Genomic DNA, 22,187 nt, shown 5'->3' on the forward strand with positions numbered 1-22,187 from the left:
TAATATTACATCCAAATGAAATTTTTTAAAATATTATGAAATCTAAAAAGTAAAATATAAAACATGAAAAAATCAATAAATATGTTTCACGTGAAACATCGTAATGAAATGTAAATATATAGATTTAAATAGACAAATAATTGTAGTTTTATTAACTACAATTATTTTATGATATTTTTTTCCATTAAGGAATTAGTGAGTTTCCTCATTGCTTCTTTATGGTTTTTTAGAAAATCTTCATGAGCAGTTTCATTTGTATAGTTTGTTACAACAAAAATTCCTCCAACAGGAATCTCAAACTCTTTTGCAACTTGCAATACTGCAAAAAATTCCATATTTTCTACTCCGATTCCATAAGCATTAAATTTTTTACTTAATGAAAAATTTGATGAGATATAGTTTGAACTATTTACAATTGTATCATTTTTTACAAATTTATTTTCTGATTCTAAAACATTATCTAATGGAGTATAAGAGTTATTTTCAAGAAATGATAATTCAATATTTGCAGCTCTTTTTGATTCAACTATATCAAATATATTATGTTCTCCGTACGAGCCAGCACTTCCAACAAAAAGTAAAAAATCTGGTTTATCAAAAAGACATCTTCTAGTTAAGTTTATAGACATTTCTATTAAGCCTACTCCCATTGGTTCAGCAAAACTAAAAGTTTCACTTCTTCCTGCACAAATTATCATTTACACTCCAATCTATAATTAACATTCATCTTAATTGGTTTGCTAGTTTGTTCAGGAACTGCAATAGCTGCATCAGAAGATTTTGCGCTATACATTACTTCTCTTGAGCCTCTAAAGTATGGATTTTGTAAAGAGTTAATATTTATATTTTTTACTTTACACTCTCTTTTTAAATCTGAAGATAAGTTTTTTGCATATTTTTCAGCCCAAGTTATTGCTTCAAATCTTAATAAATCAACTGCAACATTTGAAGAAGATTCCTTAACTTTCCACATTAGATTTGATACAATAATTGAAGTATCTCTATGTTCTTTTAAATTTATAAGGCCATTTATAAATCTACTAACTTTTTTAGGGTCATTTGATTTTATACTATATTTTATCTCTCCTAAATAACCATCAATTTTTGGAGTTTTACTAACATATCTATATCTTGGTCTTATGTTAAATACTCCAAGATTCTTCTCAATATACTTAACATTTTTTATATAATCATTATATCTATCAAGTTTATTTGATACTTCCTTCTCGCTATCAAGCTCTATTCTAACTTTTATATCAGAATTTAAAGTATCAGGTAGAAGTTTTTTTGAGAATGTTTTATTGAAATTCACTTCATATGATAGAAGTGAAAAAGGTAGAGTGGACATAAGTAGTCCACTTATTAGAATCTTTTTCATGTTAAATCCTTACGGGAATATTATTTTCTTTTAAGTAGTGCTTTAAATCCATTATATCAATCTCTTTAAAGTGAAATATTGAAGCTGCAAGTGCAGCACTTGCACCATGTTCAAATGCCTCTTTTATATGTTGCATTGTACCAGCACCACCACTAGCTATAACTGGTATATCAACAATTGATGAAATCTGTTCAGTAATATTAAGTTCAAATCCAGTTTTTGCTCCATCTGTATCCATAGAAGTAAGAAGAATCTCTCCAGCTCCTCTATTATATACCTCTTTAGCCCATTGTAATGCATCAAGTCCTGTATCTTCTCTACCACCTTTTACAAATACGTGATAAGAACCATCTTCAACTTTTTTTACATCAATTGCTACAACTATACATTGACTTCCAAATCTTTTTGCACCCTCATCTATAAAATCAGGATTTACAACAGCAGATGAGTTTACAGATACTTTATCACAACCTACATTAAGTAGTTTATATATATCATCAAGTTTTCTTATCCCTCCTCCCACAGTTAAAGGAATAAAAACCTCTTTTGCAACATCTTTAACAATATCAACAATAGTATCTCTATTTTCATGACTTGCAGTAATGTCAAGAAAAGTAATCTCATCTGCACCTTCATTGTTGTATCTTTTAGCTACTTCAACAGGGTCTCCTGCATCTTTTAATCCAACAAAGTTTACACCTTTAACTACTCTTCCATCTTTCACATCTAAACAAGGTATTATTCTTTTTGCAAAATTACTCAACATCTTTCCTTCCAATTAATCTGAAAAATCTTATCTAAATGTAAGTTAAAATCAGCTATACTATTGTCTTATGGAAAATATTAAAGCTAAGAAAAAATACGGACAAAACTTTTTAATAGATAAAGCTGTTTTAAACGGAATCATCCAAGCGATGCCCAACAATAATAATTATCTTGTTGAGATTGGGCCTGGCTTAGGTGATTTGACAGAAAAATTAGTCAAGTACAAAGATATGACTGCTTATGAAGTAGACACTGATTTAATTGGTGTTTTAAGGTCTAAATTTCAAGACGAGATAGCAAGTAACAGATTTAAATTAGTACACAAAGATGTACTACAAGCTTGGGAAGGGCAAAATACGTTACATGAAGGTAAATATGATTTAATAGCGAATTTACCTTACTATATCGCAACAAACATTATATTAAGAGCGTTAGAAGATGCTAATTGTGAGCATATAATAGTTATGATACAAAAAGAAGTAGCACAGAAATTTATTGCAAAAGTAAATGAAAAAGAGTTCTCTTCTTTAGGTATTATTTCACAATTATTAACAACCGATTCTAGGATACTTTTTGATGTACCTCCTGAATCATTCAACCCTGCTCCAAAGGTTGTTTCTTCTATACTATATCTTAGAAAAGATATGACTAAATCTTTAAGTGATGATTTTAAAAAGTTTTTAAAAGCCTGTTTTTCACAGCCAAGGAAAAAACTTTCTAAGAATCTTTCCTCACTTTTAGAAAAAGCAGAGATTTCTAAGATTTTTAGTGCACTTAATATAGATGAGAACAAAAGACCTCATGAAGTTAGCGCATCTTTGTATAGCCAAATGTATACAAAGGTTAAAAATGGAAGAGAAGAAAGTTCAAGAGGATAAAGTAGAACAGCAGCAGAAGCCAAAGCAACAACAGCAAAAAAGTTCAACAAATTCAAGACAGAGAAATAGTAGAAAACCGGCTTCAAGAAATAGTAATAATTCTACTACTAACAATAAAAACAATACTCCACAAGATAATAAAAAAAATAATAGTAATAATAACAATGCTACAACTCAGAGAAAAAGAAAACCAAGACCAAAACCACTAAAAGGTGATGGATGGATAGGTGATTTAAAAAAAGCACATCAAATAAATGAGAAAATTCATAGGGATAGACTGAACCCTCATTATAAATTAAATCTAAATACTAATGCAAAAGTTAGAATTACACCACTTGGTGGATTAGGTGAGATTGGTGGAAATATGATGGTAATTGAAACTGAAAAAAGTGCAATTATCGTTGATGTTGGGATGAGTTTTCCAGATAATGATATGCATGGTGTTGATATTTTAATTCCTGATTTTACATATATTAGAGAGATAAAGAATAAAATTGCTGGTATTGTAATAACACATGGACATGAAGACCATATTGGAGCTATGCCATATTTATTTAAAGAGATGCAGTTTCCTGTTTATGGAACATCATTACCTTTAGAAATGATTGGTTCAAAGTTTGATGAACATAAAATGAGAGAACATAGAAAACTTTTTAGAGCAATTCAAAAAAGAACTCCTATAAAAATTGGAGAGTTTGAAGTTGAATGGATGCATATTACTCACTCAATTATTGATTCATCTGCAATTGCAGTAAAAACAGAAGCAGGAACAATAATTCATACAGGTGACTTTAAAATTGACCATACTCCAATTGATGGGTATCCAACTGATTTACATAGATTAGCATATTATGGAGAACAAGGAGTTTTATTATTGACAAGTGATTCTACAAACTCACACTCTCCTGGATTTACAAAATCAGAAAAAACTGTTGGACCAACATTTGATAAGATTTTCTCTACTGCTAAAGGTAGAGTTATTATGTCAACATTTTCATCAAATATTCACAGAGTTGCACAAGCTATTGAAAGAGGAATTAAGTTTAATAGAAAAGTCTGTATTATTGGTAGGTCAATGGAAAAAAATCTTGATTTAGCTATGAGTTTAGGTTATATAAAATTTCCAAAAGAGTCATTCATTGATCCTCATGAAGTAAATAAATATAATGATGCAGAGGTTTTAATTGTTACAACTGGTAGTCAAGGAGAAGCTATGAGTGCTTTATACAGAATGGCTATTCATGAACACAGACATATTAAAATTAAACCTAGTGACCAAGTAATACTTTCTGCAAAAGCTATTCCAGGTAATGAAGCTAGTGTTTCAGGAATTATTAATCATTTATTAAAAGCTGGAGCAAAAGTAGCTTATCAAGATTTTAGTGATATTCATGTTTCTGGACATGCTGCTCAAGAAGAGCAAAAATTAATGTTAAGATTAGTTAAACCAAAATTCTTTATGCCAGTTCATGGTGAGTATAATCATGCATTAAAACATGGACAAACAGGTGTTGAGTGTGGTATTTTAGAAAGAAACTTATATATTATGAGTGATGGAGAACAAGTAGAAGTAACTCCAAAATATCTTAAAAAAGTAAAAACAGTTAAGACTGGAAAAGTATATATTGATAATCAATTAAATAATAAAATAGCAGATGATATAGTTATTGATAGACAAACTATGGCAAATGAAGGTGTTGTAATGATTGTCGCTCAAGTAAATGAAAATGAAAGAACACTTGCACAAAAGCCTAAAGTTACATCATTTGGTTTAGTTCCAGATAGACAAGATAGAAGTTTTGCAAAAGAGATTGAAGATATTCTTCAAATTGCATTAAAAAATGCAAAACCAGGTATCTTTAAAAACAATAGAATTTTAGAAGATGAAATTAGAAAAGTAGTAAGAAAACATTGTTTTAGAAAATATAAAAAATATCCAATGATTGTACCTACACTAATTGTTCAGTAAGGATAAAAAATGAATTATAAAGAGCTTGCAAAAGAGGTGTTATTGACTGAAGCAAAAGAGTTACAATTAGCAGCACAAAATTTAGATTTTGATTTTGAAAAGCTAATTGACTTAATTGTTAGCTCAAAAGGTAAGTTAATAGTTACTGGTGTTGGTAAATCTGGATTAGTAGGTAGTAAAATTGCTGCTACGTTAGCTAGCACTGGTACTAGTTCATTTTTTCTACATCCTACTGAAGCTATGCATGGTGATTTAGGTATGATTGGAAAAGATGATATTGTTTTAGGAATCTCATATAGTGGAGAGAGTGAAGAGTTAATTCAAATTCTTCCCCATTTAAAAAGATTTGATATTCCTTTGATTGCAATGGCAAAAAGTAAAGATTCAACTCTTGGTAAATATGCTGATTTCTTTTTGAATATTAATGTTACAAAAGAGGCATGTCCTTTAGATACTGCCCCAACCTCTTCTACTACATTAACTATGGCAATGGGAGATGTATTAGCAGTTTGTCTTATGAAAAAAAGAGAGTTTAAAAAAGAGGATTTTGCTTCATTTCATCCTGGAGGGAGTTTAGGTAAGAAACTTTTTGTAAAAGTTTCTGACTTATTACGAAAAGATAATTTACCTGTGGTTTCACGTGAAACAAAATTAAAAGATGCTATTGTAACAATGAGTGAAGGAAGACTTGGAAGTGTTATTGTAGTAGATGAGAATAAAAAAGTAGTTGCTTTATTAAGTGATGGTGATTTAAGAAGAGCACTTATGAATAAAGACTTCTCAATTGATTGTAATATAGAAGAAGTAGCTACATTAAATCCAAAAGTTTTAAATGATAAAAATATATTAGCAAGTGATGCTTTACAAATTATAGAAGACTATAAAATTCAATTATTAATTGTAGTTGATGATAACGAAAAGTTAGTTGGGGTTTTACATATTCATGATTTAATTGAAGCAGGTATAAAATAAGGAAAACCATGGCTAAAGATAAAAATACAAATAAAAATAGTGTAGAATTAATTAGATTAAATAAGTTTCTATCTCATAACAGTACTTACTCAAGAAGAGAAGCTGATAAGCTAATTGAAGAAGGTAGAGTATCTGTTGATGGAAAAGTTATCTCAAATCTAGCAACAAAAGTAACTGAAAATAGTCTTGTAAAGATTGATAAGAAAGTAATCAAAGCTGATAAAAATAGAATGTACACAGTAATTGTATATAATAAACCAAAAGGTGAGTTAGTAACTAAAAATGATCCACAAGGTAGAAAAACTATTTATGATAGCTTAGGTAAGAAATATAGACACTATATGCCAATAGGAAGACTAGATTATGCAAGTGAAGGTGTTATTTTACTTTCAGATAGTGTAGATGTTGTAAATAAACTTATGCACTCTAATTTAGAAAGAATATATAAATTAAAAGTTGATGGAGAGATAAACTATAAAGTAGAACACGCAATGATGGAAGGATTAGAGTTAGAAGATGCAACTTCTGGTGCTCATGAAAAATCATCAATTAAATCTATGTCTTTTGCTCCATTTGTTGCTTATCAGATAATTTCAAGTAATCATAACTTTTCTAAATTGAAAGTAGCAATTAGTGAAGGTAAAAATAGAGAGCTTAGAAGGTTTTTTGGACACTTTGGACTTAATGTTATGGATTTAAAAAGATTAGAGTTTGGAGGTATTTCGCTAAATAACCTACCAACAGGAAAAAGTAGATACTTAAGTAAAGAAGAGTATAGAAACTTAAGAAGATATCTAAATAGTGATGATGATTGATTTATCAAACCAATTAAGACCAACAACTCTACAAGAGTTTGTTGGTCAATCTCATATAATAGGAAAAGACAAAGCTTTATATAAGCTTTTGATGAAAAAAGAGATACCACATCTATTTTTTTATGGGAAGCCTGGCACTGGAAAAACTACTCTTGCAAAAATAATTGCAAAACACATAAATAGTGACTATTACTATTTTAATGCAACTACAATTAAAATTGATGAATTAAGAAAAGTTTTTGATAAATATAAAAACTCTTTAATAAAGCCTATTGTTTTTATAGATGAAGTTCATAGATTATCAAAAAATCAACAAGAGGTACTGTTACCAATAATGGAGAGTTATCAAGCTATAATTATTGGAGCAAGTACAGAAAATCCATTTTTTACTCTTACTTCTGCTATTCGTTCAAGATCTTTTTTATATGAGTTTAAGCCACTTACAAATATTGAATTAGATGGAATAATACAAACAGCACTAAAAAATAGTGGTATAACGCTAAGTAAAGAGGCAAGAGAGTACTTAATTGCATCAAGTAGTGGTGATGCTAGGGCAATGTTAAATTTGCTTAATTTTGCTTCTAAAATAGAAAACAATATAAGTTTTGATACTTTAAAAGAGTTGCGTTCAAATGTGATAGGTGATGGAGTTAGTTCAAGTGATAGTCACTATGATTTAGCAAGTGCAATGATAAAATCTTTAAGGGGTTCAGATATTGATGCAGCACTTTACTATTTAGGAAGATTAATCAATGGTGGTGAAAGTGTTGATTTTATAACTAGAAGAATGGTTATTTTTGCAAGTGAAGATATTGGTAATGCAAATCCAAATGCTTTGAATTTAGCAGTAAGTACAATGCATGCTTGTAATAAGATAGGTTATCCTGAAGCTAGAATAATACTTGGACAATGTGCAGTATATTTAGCCTCATCTCCAAAATCTAATAGCTCATATAATGCAATTAATAAAGCGTTAGCTGATATAAAACATGGTAGAATTTTACAGATACCAAAACATATAGATTCACTGCATAAAGGGTATAAATATCCTCATGATTATGGTGGATGGGTAGAACAAGAGTATCTTGAAGAGCCAGTAAGTTATTATGAAAGTCAAAATATAGGTTTTGAAAAGAATTTAAATGAATGGCTTAAGAAAATTAAAGGAAAAGAATAATGGATTTAATGCAATATTACTTATGGATAGTAGTATTTCATATCATGGCTATGATGTCATGGATGGCAATGCTTTTTTATCAGCCAAGATTGTATGTATATCACACAGAACATAAAAATAAACCAGATTTTGTAGAGGTTGTGAAGATTCAAGAGTATAAGATGTATAAATATATTGGTCTTCCTGCAATGTGGGCAACAGTAATAAGTGGTTTACTAATGATATATTTAAGACCAGAGATGCTTAATCTAAATGACCCATGGCTTTTTGCAAAACTATTTTTTGCAGGACTTTTAGTAGCTTACTCTTTTTCTATGGAGTATTTTAGAAAAAGATTAGAAAAAGGTATTTATCCAAAAAGTGGTAACTTCTTTAGAGCTTATAATGAAGTTCCTACTGTTTTATCTATTTTAATAGTTGGATATGTAGTAGTAAAGACTTTTTCTTTATTATTCACTTTTATTACCCTACTTTTTGGTGCTTTTATAATCTATAAAGTACTAAGACAAAAACCAAAAGATGAATCATGATGTTTGATAAAGTTTATACTTTAGATACAAATATTCTTTTAGAAGATGCAAAAAATATTTTTAAATTAAGTGATGAAGATAAAAACTTAATTGTATTACCAGAAACTGTTTTAGATGAGATTGACTCAAAAAAGAGTGGATTTGATGAGATTAATTTTCAAGCAAGAGAGTTTGCGAGGATTTTAGAAAATTCACAAATCATACAGAGTAAAAAAGTTAATGATTTTAAAATTGTAAGATTGAAACTTACAGATAATATTGAAGCAACAATTGATGTAATCTCAAAAGAAGAGTACATAATTAATAGTAAAAATGTTGCTTTAAATATTATAAATGATAGAAAGATACTAGAAATTGCTAAGTTTGCACAAACATATTATGAGTGTGATACTGATTTCTTATCTCTTGATATTATGGCAAGAACAAGAGCAATTTCAATGGATATTAAAACTGACTCATTACTTGGTTCAAGTGAAGAAGAGTTTAATTATGAGTTCATAAAAACTATTGAGATTAAATTTGAACAATTAGAAACTATTAGTAACTCCCCTATTCTTGATTATGACAGTGAATATAAACCATATAATTTCGCATATTGTTTTAAGATCAAAGGTTCTGACCAAGTTTTACTTGCATGTGTACAAAATAAAAAAATTGTTGTTCTTGATGAAACTGAAGTACGAAATCAAACCATTACTCCTTTAAATAAAGAGCAATTATTTTTCTCAAATGCTATTTTAAATCACTATTTTAATGTATTAATAATAGAAGCAAAAGCTGGGAGTGGTAAGACTTTATTAGCTTTAAGTGGAGCATTAAAATTAGTAAGACAAAAACATTTTCAAAGAATAATATATATTAGAAACTCAATAGAATCATTAGATAAAGGTGAAGATATTGGGTATTTACCAGGATATGAAGAGAAGTTTAAGATATATAATCACCCTTTAATGGATAGTTTAGATTATATTGTAAGAAGTGAGCATAAAAAGAAATCTAATAAGAAAAATTTTCAATATGATGAACTTGATGATGCAGAAGTAAATGCAAGAATAGAACAGCTTATTCAAAATTATAGTATTGAAACTATGTGGGTAGGAGAGATGAGAGGAAGAACTTTATCAAATGCATTTGTAATTATAGATGAAGCACAAAATATGTCTAATAAAACAATGCAAATGGTTTTATCAAGAATTGATAATAGCTGTAAAGTTGTAATTTTAGGAAGTAATAAACAAATTGATAACTTTTATGTAAATAAACACACGAATGCTTTAACTACTCTTTTAAAATCTACAAAAGAAGAGAGTGATTTAGTAAAACCATTTGCTATAAAACTAGAAAAAGTCTTAAGAGGTCCAATTACTGAATGGGCTGAGCAGATATTTAGTACAAAACACAAATAAAAATCATTTTAAATTAAATTTAGCTAAATTTTGATACCTTTACATAATAAAATATGTAAAGGTATACACAATGAAAATAGTATTCTTAGATAGAGCTACTTTAGGATTTGATATTTGCTTAGATGGTTTCAATAAGTTTGGGGAAGTAATAGTTTATGATGTTACAAAACCAACTGAAACACTAACTAGAGTAAAGGATGCAGATATTGTTGTTACAAATAAAGTTGTAATCAATAAAGAAATAATGGATAATTCTTCTATTAAATTAGTATGTATTGCTGCAACAGGAATGAATAATATTGACCTAGAATACGCTAAACTCAAAAATATTGAGGTAAAAAATGTTGCTGGTTATTCAACTGCAAGCGTAACACAACTTACATTCTCTTATGTATTTTATTTCATCCAAAAACTTAACTATTATACTTCATATGTAAATGAAGGCAATTGGCAAAAATCTGATATATTCACTCATATTGACAAACCATTTTACGAACTAGAAAACAAAAATTGGGGAATAATAGGACTTGGAAATATTGGTGAAAGTGTAGCAAATATTGCAAAATCTTTTGGTTGTAATGTGAGTTATTATTCAACTAGTGGTAAGAATAATAATACAAAATTTGAAAGTAAAAATTTAGATAACTTACTTAAAGAATCAGATATAATTTCAATACATTGTCCTTTAAATAATACAACTACTAATTTGCTTAATAAAACAAATTTATCTTTGATTAAAGATGATGCAATTCTTATGAATTTAGGACGAGGTGGAATAATAAATGAAGAGGATTTAGCAACTATTATTGATACTAAAAGGCTTTATTGTGGTATTGATGTAGTATCAAAGGAACCTATTGAAGAAAATTCACCTTTATTAAAAGTAGTAAATAAAGACAGGTTAGCATTGACACCTCATATTGGTTGGGCATCAATAGAAGCTCGTAATCGACTTATAAATTCTATTATAAATAATATAGAAGAATTTGTAAAATAATACATACTGTAATTTGTATTGGAGTACAAAATGAATTATTTACAATATACATCTAAAGAGATGTTCTCATCAACAGAGCTAATTAGAAAAAGTAAAATGGTTTTTGAAAAACTTAATAAAAATGAGATAGAAAAAGCAGTCATTTTAAGAGATGGAAAACCTAGTTTTATGTTACTTGATTTTGATACTTATGAAACTCTCATGCAAGAGTATATAAAATTAAAAGATAAGACAGATATTTGTGATGTAAAGAATAAACACAAAAAAGAAGAACCAAAAGAGCAAGCAAAAGTACATAAAGTAGTTCAAAGTGATAAAAATTCAATTGAAGAGATTGATGAGGAAGAACTAAAAAAAGCTTTTGAAGAGATTGAAAGTATAAACTTTGAAGAAAATAATAGTGCTTTAGATGAGGATAATTTTGAAGAGGTTTATATTGAAGAAAGACCAATTGATAAAAATGATGAATCCCTAAAAGATTTTTGGGATTAGGTAAATAATAATTTTTATTAATTGAAAAAAATAATTTTTAAATTTAAGTAATATTTTAGTATAATCAAAACTTATATTATATCTATAAGGATGGTTATGCTAAATAGACTTACAATATTAACAAAATTAAAGCTAAACAGCGCGTTGATAATTTTTTCATTGCTAGCTTTAGGCTTGATAATTTATAACATTTTAGACTCATTATCAAAAGAGTACAACAACTCTCTTGCTATTTCTAAACAGAGTGAAACATTAAGTGCAATTTATATTAATGGCTTGCTGTATAACTCTTCTTCTGGTGTTGTTTTTCAAAATCCAAACTCTGCTAAAGCAAAAAAAACTATGAAAATGGCTATAAAAAATGTTCAAGAGGCAGCTATTAAGTTTGAGAAAATAAATTATGATTTATATTTAAAGTTTAAGCCAAAAGTAATTAATTTTTTAAGTACAGCAAACTCTTTAAATAAAAAGGTAATTGAAGGTAAACTTTTAGAAAAAAATGATATGAAAAAGTCATTAAAAGCATGGAGAGATTTAAAGTTTACAATTACTGATATTATAAAAATAATAAAAAATAACTCTCATTTAGCACAGGATAAATATAACACTACAATAAATGAATCAATTGTTACTATTATAATTTTGATGGTACTGTTTTCATCTATGCTTCTAATATTTAATATACTATTATCAAAAAATATAGTTTCTCCCCTTGAAATATTAAAAGATGCAATGCAAAAATTGACAAGTTCAAATAGTAAAGATATAAAAATTGATATAAAAACTAAAGATGAAACAGCACAAATTGCACAAATTTTTAACAATTATATAAATAAAATAGAAAAAGAGCACCTAGAAGATAATGAAGTAATACAAGATGTTAATTTTGTAGTAAATGAGATTAAAAAAGGTAATTTAAGTGCTAGAGTTACTAAAACTAGTTCAAATGAGTCTATAAAAAAATTAGTTAATGCATTAAATAGTATGCTTAATACTTTAAATAATATTGTAAGCCATGCTATTGAGACATTAAATAAGTATCAACACGAAGATTTTACGCAAAAAACCTCTATAAACTCACAAGGAGAAATAGATTCTTTACTTAAAGGAATAGATTCCTTAGGCGAATCAATTTCTAATATGCTAGTTCAAAGTACAAAAAGAGGAGTTGAGTTAAAAAATAGTTCGGATATACTCCTTGAAAATGTTGATAAATTAAATGAAAGCTCGTTATTAACAGCAAAAAGTCTTGAACAAACTACAAATTCATTAGAAATTATTACTTCAAATGTAAAAAATAGTACTGCTAAAATTAATGATATGACTAACTTATCTAAAGATGTTAGTAATTCAACAAAAAAAGGAGAAGTTTTAGCTAAAAAAACAAGCTCTTCTATGGATGAGATTGATGAGCAAGTAACCTTGATTAATAATGCTATTACAGTAATTGATCAAATTGCATTTCAAACAAATATTTTAGCATTAAATGCATCAGTAGAGGCTGCTACGGCAGGAGAGTTAGGAAAAGGATTTACTGTTGTTGCACAAGAAGTTAGAAATTTAGCAGCAAGATCATCTCAAGCAGCAAAACAGATAAAAGATTTAGTTGAAAATGCAACTATAAAAGCAAAAGAAGGAAGAGATATCTCAGATGAAATGATAAATGGTTATAACACTTTAAATAAAGATATAGAACAAACATTACAATTAATAAAAGAGGTGTCTTTTTCTAGCTTAGAACAAGAAAAAAGTATTATACAAATAAACGACACAATTTCAAAACTTGAACAAAAAACGCAAAGTAATGCTACTACTTCAGCACAAGTACAAGAAATAGCATTTTCTACAGAAAAGTTAGCTACAAATATTGTAGAAGAAGCAAAAAGTAAAAACTTTATAGGAAAAGAGCAATTATAATAATATCAAACTCAAAAGAGTTTGATATTATAGATTATCTTTAATGTATTGATAGTCAGATATTATACTCCACTCTCTAACTTTTTTCATATACTCTTCTTGTGAATTGAATATCTCTTTTAAAAGTTTAGATTTTGAAGCCATATTATCTCTTAACTTTTTATTTGCATCTTTTAAAAGCTTTTTTACATCATCAGGAAAGCTTTTGATTTTTATTTCTGGATGCTCTTTTTTCATCTTTTGCCAAGCTTTAGCATTCATATCATAATTTTGAATGTACATATCATATGCAGCTAATCTAAAAGCTAAAACTAAAACCTCTTGTAATCTTTTAGGTAATTTATTAAATACTCTTTGATTGACAATAAATTGTAACTCTGAAGCTGGTTCATGCCAACCTGTATAGTAATATTTTGCAACTTTATGAAATCCCATATTTATATCCATTGATGGACCAACCCATTCTAATGCATCAATAGTATTTCTTTCAAATGCTGTGTAAAGTTCACCTGGTGGTATATTTGTAACTAATGCTCCTGCTTTTGCCATAATTTCTCCTGCAAAACCTGGGATTCTCATTTTTAAGCCTTTTAAATCATCAACTGATTTAATTTCATCTTTAAACCATCCACCCATTTGAACGCCAGTGTTACCACCAGGGAAAGATAATACTTTGTGTTTTTTATAAGCTTTTTGCATCAACTCTAAGCCACCTCCATGGTAAAACCATGCGTATTGTTCAGGTGCAGTCATGCCAAATGGCATAGAAGTAAAAGGTAAAGTGTTAATATCTTTTCCTTTCCAATAATATGAAGCACTATGTCCTAAATCATACTGCCCTGCTTTAACCATATCTAATACACCTAAAGGTGCTTTATGTTTATTTGCACTATCAACTCTAATTTGTAGCTGACCATTTGACATAACTTTTGCTAAGTGTGCTACTTGTAAAGAAGTATCAATTAGTGGTGTTGCTGTTTTACCCCAAGTGGTAGCCATTTTTAGTTTATAAACTTTCTGTTTTGCACATACTGTCATACTCATAGCAATAAGTAAAACAGATATTACTCCTAATTTCCCAATTAATTTTTTCATTTTTCTCCCTTTAAAAAAATTATTTAAGAATACACTCTTTTAAGCTTTTTTTCTTTTCCCATTTTAATGTTTTCAATTCTGGCTCTTCTAAAAAATCTTTTGTATATCCAATACATAAATAACCTATTAGTTTATGCTCTTTTGAAATATTTAAGATTTTATTGATTTTTTTTGGTTTTACTATTGATACCCAACCAAGTCCAATATTCATAGCTCTTGCTGTTAACCACATATTGCAAATTGCACAAACAACAGAGTATTCTCCACTTCTTTTCATATAAGTTTGCCCTAGTACTTGTTTTTTATTTTTTTTATAAAATACAGCAATATTTATAGGTGCTTCTTTTATACCTTCAAGCTTTAAACTTTTATAAAGTGGTCTTTTTTTAAATTTTTTAAAGCTTTTTTTATAGCTTTTATCAAACTGTTTGAAAACTCTATTTTTTATACTTTTATTTTTTACAATTTTAAAACGCCAAGGTTGAGAATATCCTACTGATGGTGCTTGTAAAGCAGATTCTAAAATAATTTTCAACTCTTTATTAGATACTTTTTTATCATTAAAATAGTTACCTCTAACATCTCTTCTAGAGTTAATTATTTTAGTTAAAGTATCTAACTCTTTAGTAGAAAAGTTTAACATTTAAGTGGTTTTAATTTTTCTAATAAAAAAGACTCAACTATTTCATCAATACTTTTTTCTTCATTTGCACTAAGAACAGCAATCTCTTTTTGCTTAAAATCAACTATATAATCAGTTTCATTTATAACAATGATGTAATCAATCCAGCAATTTGCTTCTTTTCTGTCTTTAAAAAAGTCACAATTTACTATTCTTCCTTCATCTAAGTCAATATAAGCCCAATAATTTGCTTCTTCAATGGCACTTATTATAGCTTCATGTCTACTGTTGCAGTCTACTGGAATTAGTATATTCATTTTTTCCCTCATAATTATTAGCTTCTAAAATAATATCTAATATTGATTTAAAGATGTATATTATTTAAGCAGTTTTTATAAATACTCTTTTTCAAACCATTTAGAAAATATAAATAATGACCAAAGATGTTGTTTAAACTTCTTATCCTTTGCAAGCTCGTATATCTCTTTTATATAAGTTTCATTAAATAGATCTGTTTGCTTATTTACTCGTAAAATTAAGTTTAATATTTCATCTTTATACTCTTTTTGAATCCACTCATTAAAAGGAGAATTAAATCCTTTTTTTGTTCTTCTAATAATTTTTTCAGGGATATATTTTGAAGCTATTTTTTTAAGAAGATATTTATTTGTATCCCCTACTTTTATTTTAGAATCAATACTAAACATATAATTTACTAAATTGTAATCTAAAAAAGGTGTTCTAACTTCTAAAGAGTTAGCCATAGATACCCTATCAACTTTACTTAATAAGCCCTGCCCTAGCCAAACTTTTAAATCTATATAACTCATCCAATCAACTGGGTCTTTTTTTGCCGTTTCACTTTTAAAAGTAGGTACTTTTTTAAATAGCTTTTTCTTTTGAATAGCTGTATAAACTTCTCCAAAACCATTATAAAGATTCTCTTTTTTAATTATTCTTCTTAAATATTCGCTCTCTTTTGTATTATTTTGTAAAGCAGATATTATACTGTTTAGGAAGTTTGTTTGATTTTTATGTAATGTTTTTTCAAACTCATAATATTTTAAAAATTTTGCATAATTATCATAGCCTAAAAATATTTCATCACTGCCTTCTCCACTTAATACAGTTTTTATTCCCATTTGTTTAATTTTTTTTGTTAAAAGAAATAAAGGAATAGCAGCACTATCTGCATGGGGCTCTTCTAGTGCTTCTAAAGTCTCTTCAAAGCTATTTATAAAATCTTTTTGTGATATAACTAATGGATGGTGAATTGAGCCAATATGCTTTGCTGTAAGTTGTGCATACTTTAGTTCACTATAATTTTCATATTCATCATACCCTACACTAAAAGTATGTATTTTTTTTCCTGAAATATTTGTGTAAAGTGCTGAAATCAAAGAGCTATCAATTCCTCCACTTAAAAGAGAACCCACTTCAACATCAGATGTTAGTCTTGTATTTACACTTTTATATAAAAGCTCTTCAATATCATTTATTGCAGTTTTTTCATCTTTTATTTTTTTATAGGTATTGATTTTGTAATACTTCTTAATCTCTAAAGTATTATTTTCTAAAAAAAGATAGTTTGCTGCTTTTAGTTTTTTAATATCTTGGTAAAAGGTATTTTCATCTAAACTTACAAAATATTGCATATATTGTGATAGTGCAACTTTATTTAGTTTTGGTTTTTTATCAAGTAGTTCTAATATTGATTTAATTGATGAGGAAAAGATAAACTTATTATCTTTAAAGTAGTAAAAAAATGGCTTTTTGCCATATCTATCCCTTGCACAAAAAAAAGTTTGTTTTTTCATATCAAAGATACAAAAACTAAACATTCCATTTAAAAAGTTTAAAAAATTTTTTTCATACTTCTGATAAAGTCTTATGATAACTTCTGTATCTGAGTGAGTTTGACATTTTAAATCATGCTCTTTGATTAACTCTTTATAATTATAAATTTCACCATTAAATACAAGTAGAATTTCATCAAAAACCATAGGTTGATTTGCATTGCTATGTAAATCAATAATTGATAATCTTGTATGAGCAAAGGTATTGTTTTGTATTTGTTTAATCTCTTGATAGTCTGGGCCACGATTTTCTATGAATTTTATTGCTTTATCAAATCTATCATCTATAAAGTTACCACCTAATATACCACACACTAAGCATCTCCTATAAAATATTTAATAATATATAAGTAAAAATATAGCAATCCTGAAAATAAAATAGTTGATATTAGTACACTTGCAGTTACATCATAAGGCTTACAGTTATATAAAGCTGCTAAATTTACATTATTTACTGCAAGAGGTACCATTAGCTGCATAACTAAAATTGAAGCCACATAGACGCTTAAATCACTTTGTAATACGATAATAATTCCAACTACTGGAAGAAGAATATGTTTTATAAATGATATATGCAAAGATAATTTCCAATTTATTGTTTTTAATTTTACTTCACTTAAGTAAACACCAAATACTATAAGTTGTAAAACCATAGCTGCATATGCACCCATTTGTAAAACTCTTGATATATCATTATGAATAGGAATTTGAAAATAGTTTATTAAGATTGCAAAAAAAGCAACCCAAAGTCCAGGAAGTTTGATAATTGAGCTTATTGATTTTTTCACACTAAAACTATCTTTTGCAAAAAAATATACACTAAATAAGTATATGAAAAACATATTTGCAATATTAATAATACTTGTATAAGGAACTGATTGTTCTCCAAATAGTGCAATCCCTAAAGGAACTCCTATATTCCCTGTATTCCCTACTAATGATACTGCTAAAAAAATAGTTTTATCTTTACTATTTTTAAAAATTGCATTTGAGAATAGTAAAAGCAGTGTTAAAACTGAAAAAATTGCACAATAAAAGATAAAAGGAGACATAATAAAACCATAATCAATAGGACTTTTTGTTAATCCCCAAAATACTAAAATAGGTTGAAGAAAATAAAATGATAAAATCACATAACTTTTTTCATCAATCTTCTCTTTAAAAGCTTTTTTTGTTATTAATCCAATAAGTATAAAAAAATAGACAGGAAGTACTGAGATTAATGTTTCGATAGAATACCTTTACTTATAAAATAACTACAATTTTATCATAAAGTAATATAATGTTTGATATATTTTCAATATGATTAAAGATTTACAAAAACTAAATATTTTATATGTAGAAGATGATGATTTTATAAGAGAGCATACAAGTTCACTTTTGAAATCTATTTTTAAAGATGTTCTTACTGCAAAAGATGGAAGTGAAGGTATTGATACATATAAAAAGCATCATAATAGATTAGATGCAATTATTACTGATATAAATATGCCAAAAATATCAGGTTTAGATATGGCTAAAAGAATTAGAAAAAACTGTAAACAAAAGACTCCAATAATCGCAGTTTCTGCTTATGATTGTGATGATTATGGTATAACAGAAATATCAAAGAATTTTGCTCACTATTTAAGAAAACCTATTCAAATAAAAGATTTATTAACTAGTATTGATAAGGCAATAAAAGGGGAAGTCGGAGATTACTGTAAGTAATCTTACGACATAATTCCTTTTATCATAAAGAAGATTGATGCAGATAAACAAGCAGCAGCAGGAACAGTAATAACCCAAGCAGCTACAATTTTCTTAACGGCATCTCTTTTTACATATTTAACTCTTTTTTTAGCTTTAAAGTCTCTTTTTTCTACTCTAACTTGTTCAATTTTTTCTTCAATAAGTTTATAAAGTTCTACAATTCTTATGTAATCAGATTTGCTCTTTTTCTCTTTATCTTCAAGCTCAATTAGTTCTTTTTCATGTTTATCTAAAGTTTTTTTATCTTTTTTAAGTTTTTTTCTAATATCACTTAAGATTTTTGATTCACTAGAGTCTAAGAACTCTCTTAAGAATCCTACTCCAAATACTCCACCAACAGCAATATGTGTTGATGATACAGGAAGTCCTAGTTGACTTGCAATAATAACAGTTACAGCAGCTGCCATAGCAATAGCATAAGCTCTAACTTGATCTAATTCTGTAATTTCTGAACCAACAGTTTTAATAAGTTTTGGCCCATAAAGTGCTAAACCAATAGCAATACCAATAGCACCTACTGCCATTACCCAAAAAGGTATACCAACTTGTGTTGAAACAGCAGAACTAACAACAGCATCGTTTATTGCTGCAAGTGGACCAATGGCATTTGCAACATCATTTGCACCATGGGCAAATGATAATAAAGCAGCAGCAAAAATAAGTGGAATTGTAAATAGTGAGTTTATTCCTGTTCTATTGTTTTCAATTTTACTTGCAGCTTTTGATATTAGTGGTTTTACTAGAAAATATACTGCTACTGCAATAAATAAACCAATAATAGATGCAGTTAAAAAGTCAAGTTTTATTAATCTTTTTACACCTTTTAAGATTAAATATGTAGAAAAAGCCCAAGACATCACAGCAACTAAATAAGGAACAAATTTTTTAGCAGAAGTTACCATATCTTTTTGGAACATAATATTTTTCTTAATAAAAAACAAAAATCCTGCAGCAATAATACCACCAAAGAGTGGAGAAATTATCCAAGAAGCAGCAATTTTACCCATTGTTCCCCATGAAACAATAGAGAAGCCAGCAGCTGCTATACCTGCACCCATTACTCCACCAACTATTGAGTGTGTGGTTGAAACAGGAGCACCTACTGAAGTTGCAAAGTTTAACCATATAGCAGCAGATAATAAAGCTGCAGTCATTGCCCATATAAATATATCAGGGTCAGAGATTAATGCAGGATCAATTATTCCTTTTTTTATAGTCTTAACAACATCTCCACCGGCTATTAATGCACCAGCTGCTTCAAAAGTAGCTGCTATTACAATTGCCCAGAACATTGTCATTGCTTTTGACCCAACTGCAGGCCCAACATTATTAGCAACATCATTTGCTCCAATGTTCATAGCCATATATGCACCAAATACTGCTCCAATAATTAAAAATGAATTATTTGGAACATTACCATGAGAAGTATAACTCCACAAAAATACAACAACTATAAATAGTAGTCCTAATGATAGTTTAGCAAAGCCTGGAAGTGTCTTATCTGTAGCTTTATCCATCTTATTGATAGTTTCAAAGTCCAATGTAACCCTTTATGTAACCATTTTGTAATTTAATTTATATAGTATTGTAATGGATAATTCTTTACATAACCTTTAAGAAAGCTTAAAAAATATATAGATTTAATATTTATAATATTTAAATTCTCTATATATTATTCTTTTTGAATTTAGAAATTTAATAGTATTTAAATAGTAAAATAAAATAATTAATTAATGAGTTCTTAAGATTTTATATATATAATGGCTATAAAATATAGAGAAAATACATAAAGGAGTAGTTATGTTAAGTATTAGAATTTTAACAAAAAACGATATTCCTAAAATTGAAGAAATGAAACAAGACTTTAATATATTTAGAGTAGTTGATACTAAAAAAGGTAAACTTGAAATGGTTGAATTCTTCAATAAAGATGGAGTATTTAGAGGTTTTGGTAGAGATACTAAAGCAGCTTATAAAAAAGCAAAAAGAGCGGTAATTAAATATTACAAAAGTAGTAAATAAAGAAGGGAATACCTTCTTTATTTTTAGTTACTTCTTCGTCTTCTATTTGAAGAATTAGATTTACTTCTATTTCTAAAGTTTCCACCTCTTCTTCTGTGGTTTCCACCTCTTCTATTATCTCTTCCTCCGTGTCTTGCAGCACTTTCAATTAGTTTTTGAATATCTTTATGCGATTTACCAATTGAGTTATTACCCTTAACATAAGTTGAGTTTGTAAGCATTGAAGCTAGTTTAAATGCAATTGTAGAAATATCATAATCTTCTTTAAGCTCTTCTACTATTTTAAGTGCAGCTTCATCAACCTCTTGCTCTTTAATTTTTCCAATTAAAGTAGTAGTTTTTTTATCTTTAACTGACTTGATATTTGGAATAGTTTTAGCTTCAAGTTTTCCACCAGTTGTTTTTTGAATCTTTTGTAACATTCTAAATTCATGAGGAGTTACAATTGAAACTGCCATTCCATCTTTTCCTGCTCTTCCTGTTCTTCCAATTCTATGAACATAACTTTCAGAATCAAATGGTAAGTGGTAATTAAATACATGCGTTACATCATTTACATCTAAACCACGAGCAGCAACATCAGTAGCTATTAGTACTTCAAGTCTTCCCTTTTTAAAAGCATTAATTGCTTCTTCTCTTTGTCTTTGTTCCATGTCTCCATGAAGACCTTTTGCACTAAAGCCTTGAGATACTAAAAATGTAGAAAGTCTATCAACTTCTTTTTTTGTTCGACAAAAAATAATAGATTTCTCTGGATTTTTATAATCATATAATCTTAGTAGGGCATCATCTCTTTCATACTCATCTACTACATAAAATGATTGTTTGATTTTTGAGTTTGTTATTTCACTTTTTGTAATAGTAATAAACTCTGGTTCATTTAATATATTTTTTGCTAATTGCTTAATTGCACTTGGCATAGTTGCTGAAAACATAAGTGTTTGTCTATTTTCTGGCATATATGTAAATATCTCTTTAATATCATCTAAAAATCCCATATCTAGCATTTCATCTGCTTCATCAAGAATCACAAAGTTAGGCTTGATTTCTATTTTTTTACCTCTTAATAAGTCTAAAAACCTACCAGGAGTTGCTATTAAAACTGAAGCATTAGAGATATGCTTTAATTGTCTGCTATATGATTGTCCACCATAAACTGTTGCAGTATTTATATTTAGATTTTTACCAAACTTAAATAACTCATCTGATACTTGCATCGCAAGTTCTCTTGTAGGAACAATTACAACTGTTTCTACTTCTTTATTGCACTTCATCATATTTAAAACTGGTAAACCAAATGCTGCAGTTTTTCCTGTACCTGTATGAGCTTGACCAACTATATCTTTTCCTTTTAAAATAACAGGAATTGCATCTTGCTGAATTGGACTAGGCTCTTTAAAACCTGCATCATCAATTGATTTTTGTAAATTTGTTTTGAAATTGAACTCTTTAAAAGTCACTTCTTACCTTCGTATATTTGAATTTAAAATACACTTTATATAACTTCTTTTTTGTTCTTTTTTTTAAAAAAATTTATGATAAAT

At 28.0% G+C, this 22,187-nt stretch carries 22 protein-coding genes; 12 read left to right on the forward strand and 10 right to left on the reverse strand.

Annotation, left to right across the window (positions count from 1 at the left end; translation table 11 throughout):
- Positions 1-161: 161 nt before the first annotated feature.
- The 3 genes from CP960_RS09880 to hisF are packed head-to-tail and all read right to left on the reverse strand — an operon-like array spanning position 162 to position 2,141.
- A complete protein-coding gene (locus CP960_RS09880; protein ID WP_101185247.1) occupies positions 162-698 on the reverse strand; it encodes a phosphorylase family protein in 537 nt (178 codons plus the stop codon).
- On the reverse strand, positions 695-1,378 hold the full coding sequence (locus CP960_RS09885; protein ID WP_101185248.1) for an SIMPL domain-containing protein: 684 nt from the start codon (positions 1,376-1,378) through the stop codon (positions 695-697). The genes CP960_RS09880 and CP960_RS09885 overlap by 4 nt, the downstream gene beginning before the upstream one ends.
- A gap of 1 nt (position 1,379) precedes the next feature.
- Positions 1,380-2,141, reverse strand: a complete 762-nt coding sequence (gene hisF / locus CP960_RS09890; protein WP_101185249.1) for an imidazole glycerol phosphate synthase subunit HisF — start codon at positions 2,139-2,141, stop codon at positions 1,380-1,382.
- A gap of 70 nt (positions 2,142-2,211) precedes the next feature.
- Between hisF and rsmA the strand changes: the two genes are divergently transcribed.
- The 10 genes from rsmA to CP960_RS09940 all read left to right on the forward strand — a co-directional run bounded on the left by rsmA (position 2,212) and on the right by CP960_RS09940 (position 13,296).
- Positions 2,212-3,021 (forward strand): 16S rRNA (adenine(1518)-N(6)/adenine(1519)-N(6))-dimethyltransferase RsmA, encoded by an 810-nt coding sequence (rsmA, locus tag CP960_RS09895; RefSeq protein ID WP_101185250.1) that lies wholly within the window; start codon positions 2,212-2,214, stop codon positions 3,019-3,021.
- Positions 2,993-4,990 (forward strand): ribonuclease J, encoded by a 1,998-nt coding sequence (locus tag CP960_RS09900; RefSeq protein ID WP_191321649.1) that lies wholly within the window; start codon positions 2,993-2,995, stop codon positions 4,988-4,990. Before rsmA ends, CP960_RS09900 begins: the two co-directional genes overlap by 29 nt.
- 9 nt (positions 4,991-4,999) lie before the next feature.
- Complete coding sequence (locus CP960_RS09905; RefSeq protein ID WP_101185251.1) at positions 5,000-5,962, forward strand: KpsF/GutQ family sugar-phosphate isomerase; 963 nt, start codon at positions 5,000-5,002, stop codon at positions 5,960-5,962.
- 8 nt (positions 5,963-5,970) lie between these two features.
- Entirely contained in the window at positions 5,971-6,777 is an 807-nt protein-coding gene (locus tag CP960_RS09910) for a pseudouridine synthase (RefSeq protein WP_101185252.1), read from the forward strand.
- On the forward strand, positions 6,770-7,954 hold the full coding sequence (locus CP960_RS09915) for a replication-associated recombination protein A (RefSeq protein WP_101185253.1): 1,185 nt from the start codon (positions 6,770-6,772) through the stop codon (positions 7,952-7,954). The genes CP960_RS09910 and CP960_RS09915 overlap by 8 nt, the downstream gene beginning before the upstream one ends.
- Before the next feature lie 8 nt (positions 7,955-7,962).
- Positions 7,963-8,484, forward strand: coding sequence for a protoporphyrinogen oxidase HemJ (gene hemJ, locus CP960_RS09920; protein WP_191321658.1), 522 nt, complete (start codon positions 7,963-7,965; stop codon positions 8,482-8,484).
- Positions 8,481-9,890 carry a PhoH family protein gene (locus tag CP960_RS09925; protein WP_228152054.1) on the forward strand — a complete coding sequence of 470 codons (1,410 nt, stop codon included), beginning with the start codon at positions 8,481-8,483 and terminating at the stop codon, positions 9,888-9,890. Before hemJ ends, CP960_RS09925 begins: the two co-directional genes overlap by 4 nt.
- A 70-nt stretch (positions 9,891-9,960) precedes the next feature.
- A complete protein-coding gene (locus tag CP960_RS09930) occupies positions 9,961-10,887 on the forward strand; it encodes a D-2-hydroxyacid dehydrogenase (protein WP_101185255.1) in 927 nt (308 codons plus the stop codon).
- A 30-nt stretch (positions 10,888-10,917) separates the two neighbouring features.
- Positions 10,918-11,379, forward strand: a complete 462-nt coding sequence (locus CP960_RS09935) for a hypothetical protein (RefSeq protein ID WP_101185256.1) — start codon at positions 10,918-10,920, stop codon at positions 11,377-11,379.
- A gap of 96 nt (positions 11,380-11,475) precedes the next feature.
- Positions 11,476-13,296 (forward strand): methyl-accepting chemotaxis protein, encoded by a 1,821-nt coding sequence (locus CP960_RS09940; protein WP_162919046.1) that lies wholly within the window; start codon positions 11,476-11,478, stop codon positions 13,294-13,296.
- 27 nt (positions 13,297-13,323) lie between these two features.
- Here CP960_RS09940 and CP960_RS09945 read toward each other — a convergent pair whose 3' ends face one another.
- From CP960_RS09945 to CP960_RS09965, 5 genes are all read right to left on the reverse strand, one after another.
- Positions 13,324-14,391: a TRAP transporter substrate-binding protein gene (locus tag CP960_RS09945; protein WP_101185258.1), complete on the reverse strand. Its 1,068-nt coding sequence runs from the start codon at positions 14,389-14,391 to the stop codon at positions 13,324-13,326.
- A 19-nt stretch (positions 14,392-14,410) separates the two neighbouring features.
- Positions 14,411-15,034 carry a 5,6-dimethylbenzimidazole synthase gene (gene bluB / locus CP960_RS09950; RefSeq protein WP_101185259.1) on the reverse strand — a complete coding sequence of 208 codons (624 nt, stop codon included), beginning with the start codon at positions 15,032-15,034 and terminating at the stop codon, positions 14,411-14,413.
- Positions 15,028-15,330, reverse strand: coding sequence for a hypothetical protein (locus tag CP960_RS09955; RefSeq protein ID WP_101185260.1), 303 nt, complete (start codon positions 15,328-15,330; stop codon positions 15,028-15,030). Before CP960_RS09955 ends, bluB begins: the two co-directional genes overlap by 7 nt.
- Positions 15,331-15,405: 75 nt before the next feature.
- The gene (gene asnB, locus CP960_RS09960) at positions 15,406-17,184 is read right to left on the reverse strand and encodes an asparagine synthase (glutamine-hydrolyzing) (protein WP_101185261.1); all 1,779 of its coding nucleotides are present in this window, start codon (positions 17,182-17,184) and stop codon (positions 15,406-15,408) included.
- Positions 17,184-18,101: an AEC family transporter gene (locus CP960_RS09965; RefSeq protein ID WP_101185262.1), complete on the reverse strand. Its 918-nt coding sequence runs from the start codon at positions 18,099-18,101 to the stop codon at positions 17,184-17,186. Before CP960_RS09965 ends, asnB begins: the two co-directional genes overlap by 1 nt.
- Before the next feature lie 70 nt (positions 18,102-18,171).
- On the opposite strand from CP960_RS09965, the gene CP960_RS09970 reads away from it, so the two are divergent.
- A complete protein-coding gene (locus CP960_RS09970; RefSeq protein ID WP_101185263.1) occupies positions 18,172-18,579 on the forward strand; it encodes a response regulator in 408 nt (135 codons plus the stop codon).
- A gap of 2 nt (positions 18,580-18,581) precedes the next feature.
- On the opposite strand, the gene CP960_RS09975 is transcribed toward CP960_RS09970, so the two are convergent.
- Positions 18,582-20,162: an inorganic phosphate transporter gene (locus tag CP960_RS09975; protein ID WP_101185264.1), complete on the reverse strand. Its 1,581-nt coding sequence runs from the start codon at positions 20,160-20,162 to the stop codon at positions 18,582-18,584.
- 259 nt (positions 20,163-20,421) lie between these two features.
- Between CP960_RS09975 and CP960_RS09980 the strand changes: the two genes are divergently transcribed.
- Positions 20,422-20,643 (forward strand): hypothetical protein, encoded by a 222-nt coding sequence (locus CP960_RS09980; RefSeq protein WP_101185265.1) that lies wholly within the window; start codon positions 20,422-20,424, stop codon positions 20,641-20,643.
- A gap of 23 nt (positions 20,644-20,666) precedes the next feature.
- On the opposite strand, the gene CP960_RS09985 is transcribed toward CP960_RS09980, so the two are convergent.
- Positions 20,667-22,103 carry a DEAD/DEAH box helicase gene (locus CP960_RS09985; RefSeq protein WP_101185266.1) on the reverse strand — a complete coding sequence of 479 codons (1,437 nt, stop codon included), beginning with the start codon at positions 22,101-22,103 and terminating at the stop codon, positions 20,667-20,669.
- Positions 22,104-22,187: the final 84 nt, after the last annotated feature.

It is taken from the genome of Malaciobacter halophilus (genome assembly GCF_002837275.1).
In the GTDB taxonomy this organism is placed as follows: Bacteria; Campylobacterota; Campylobacteria; order Campylobacterales; family Arcobacteraceae; genus Malaciobacter; species Malaciobacter halophilus.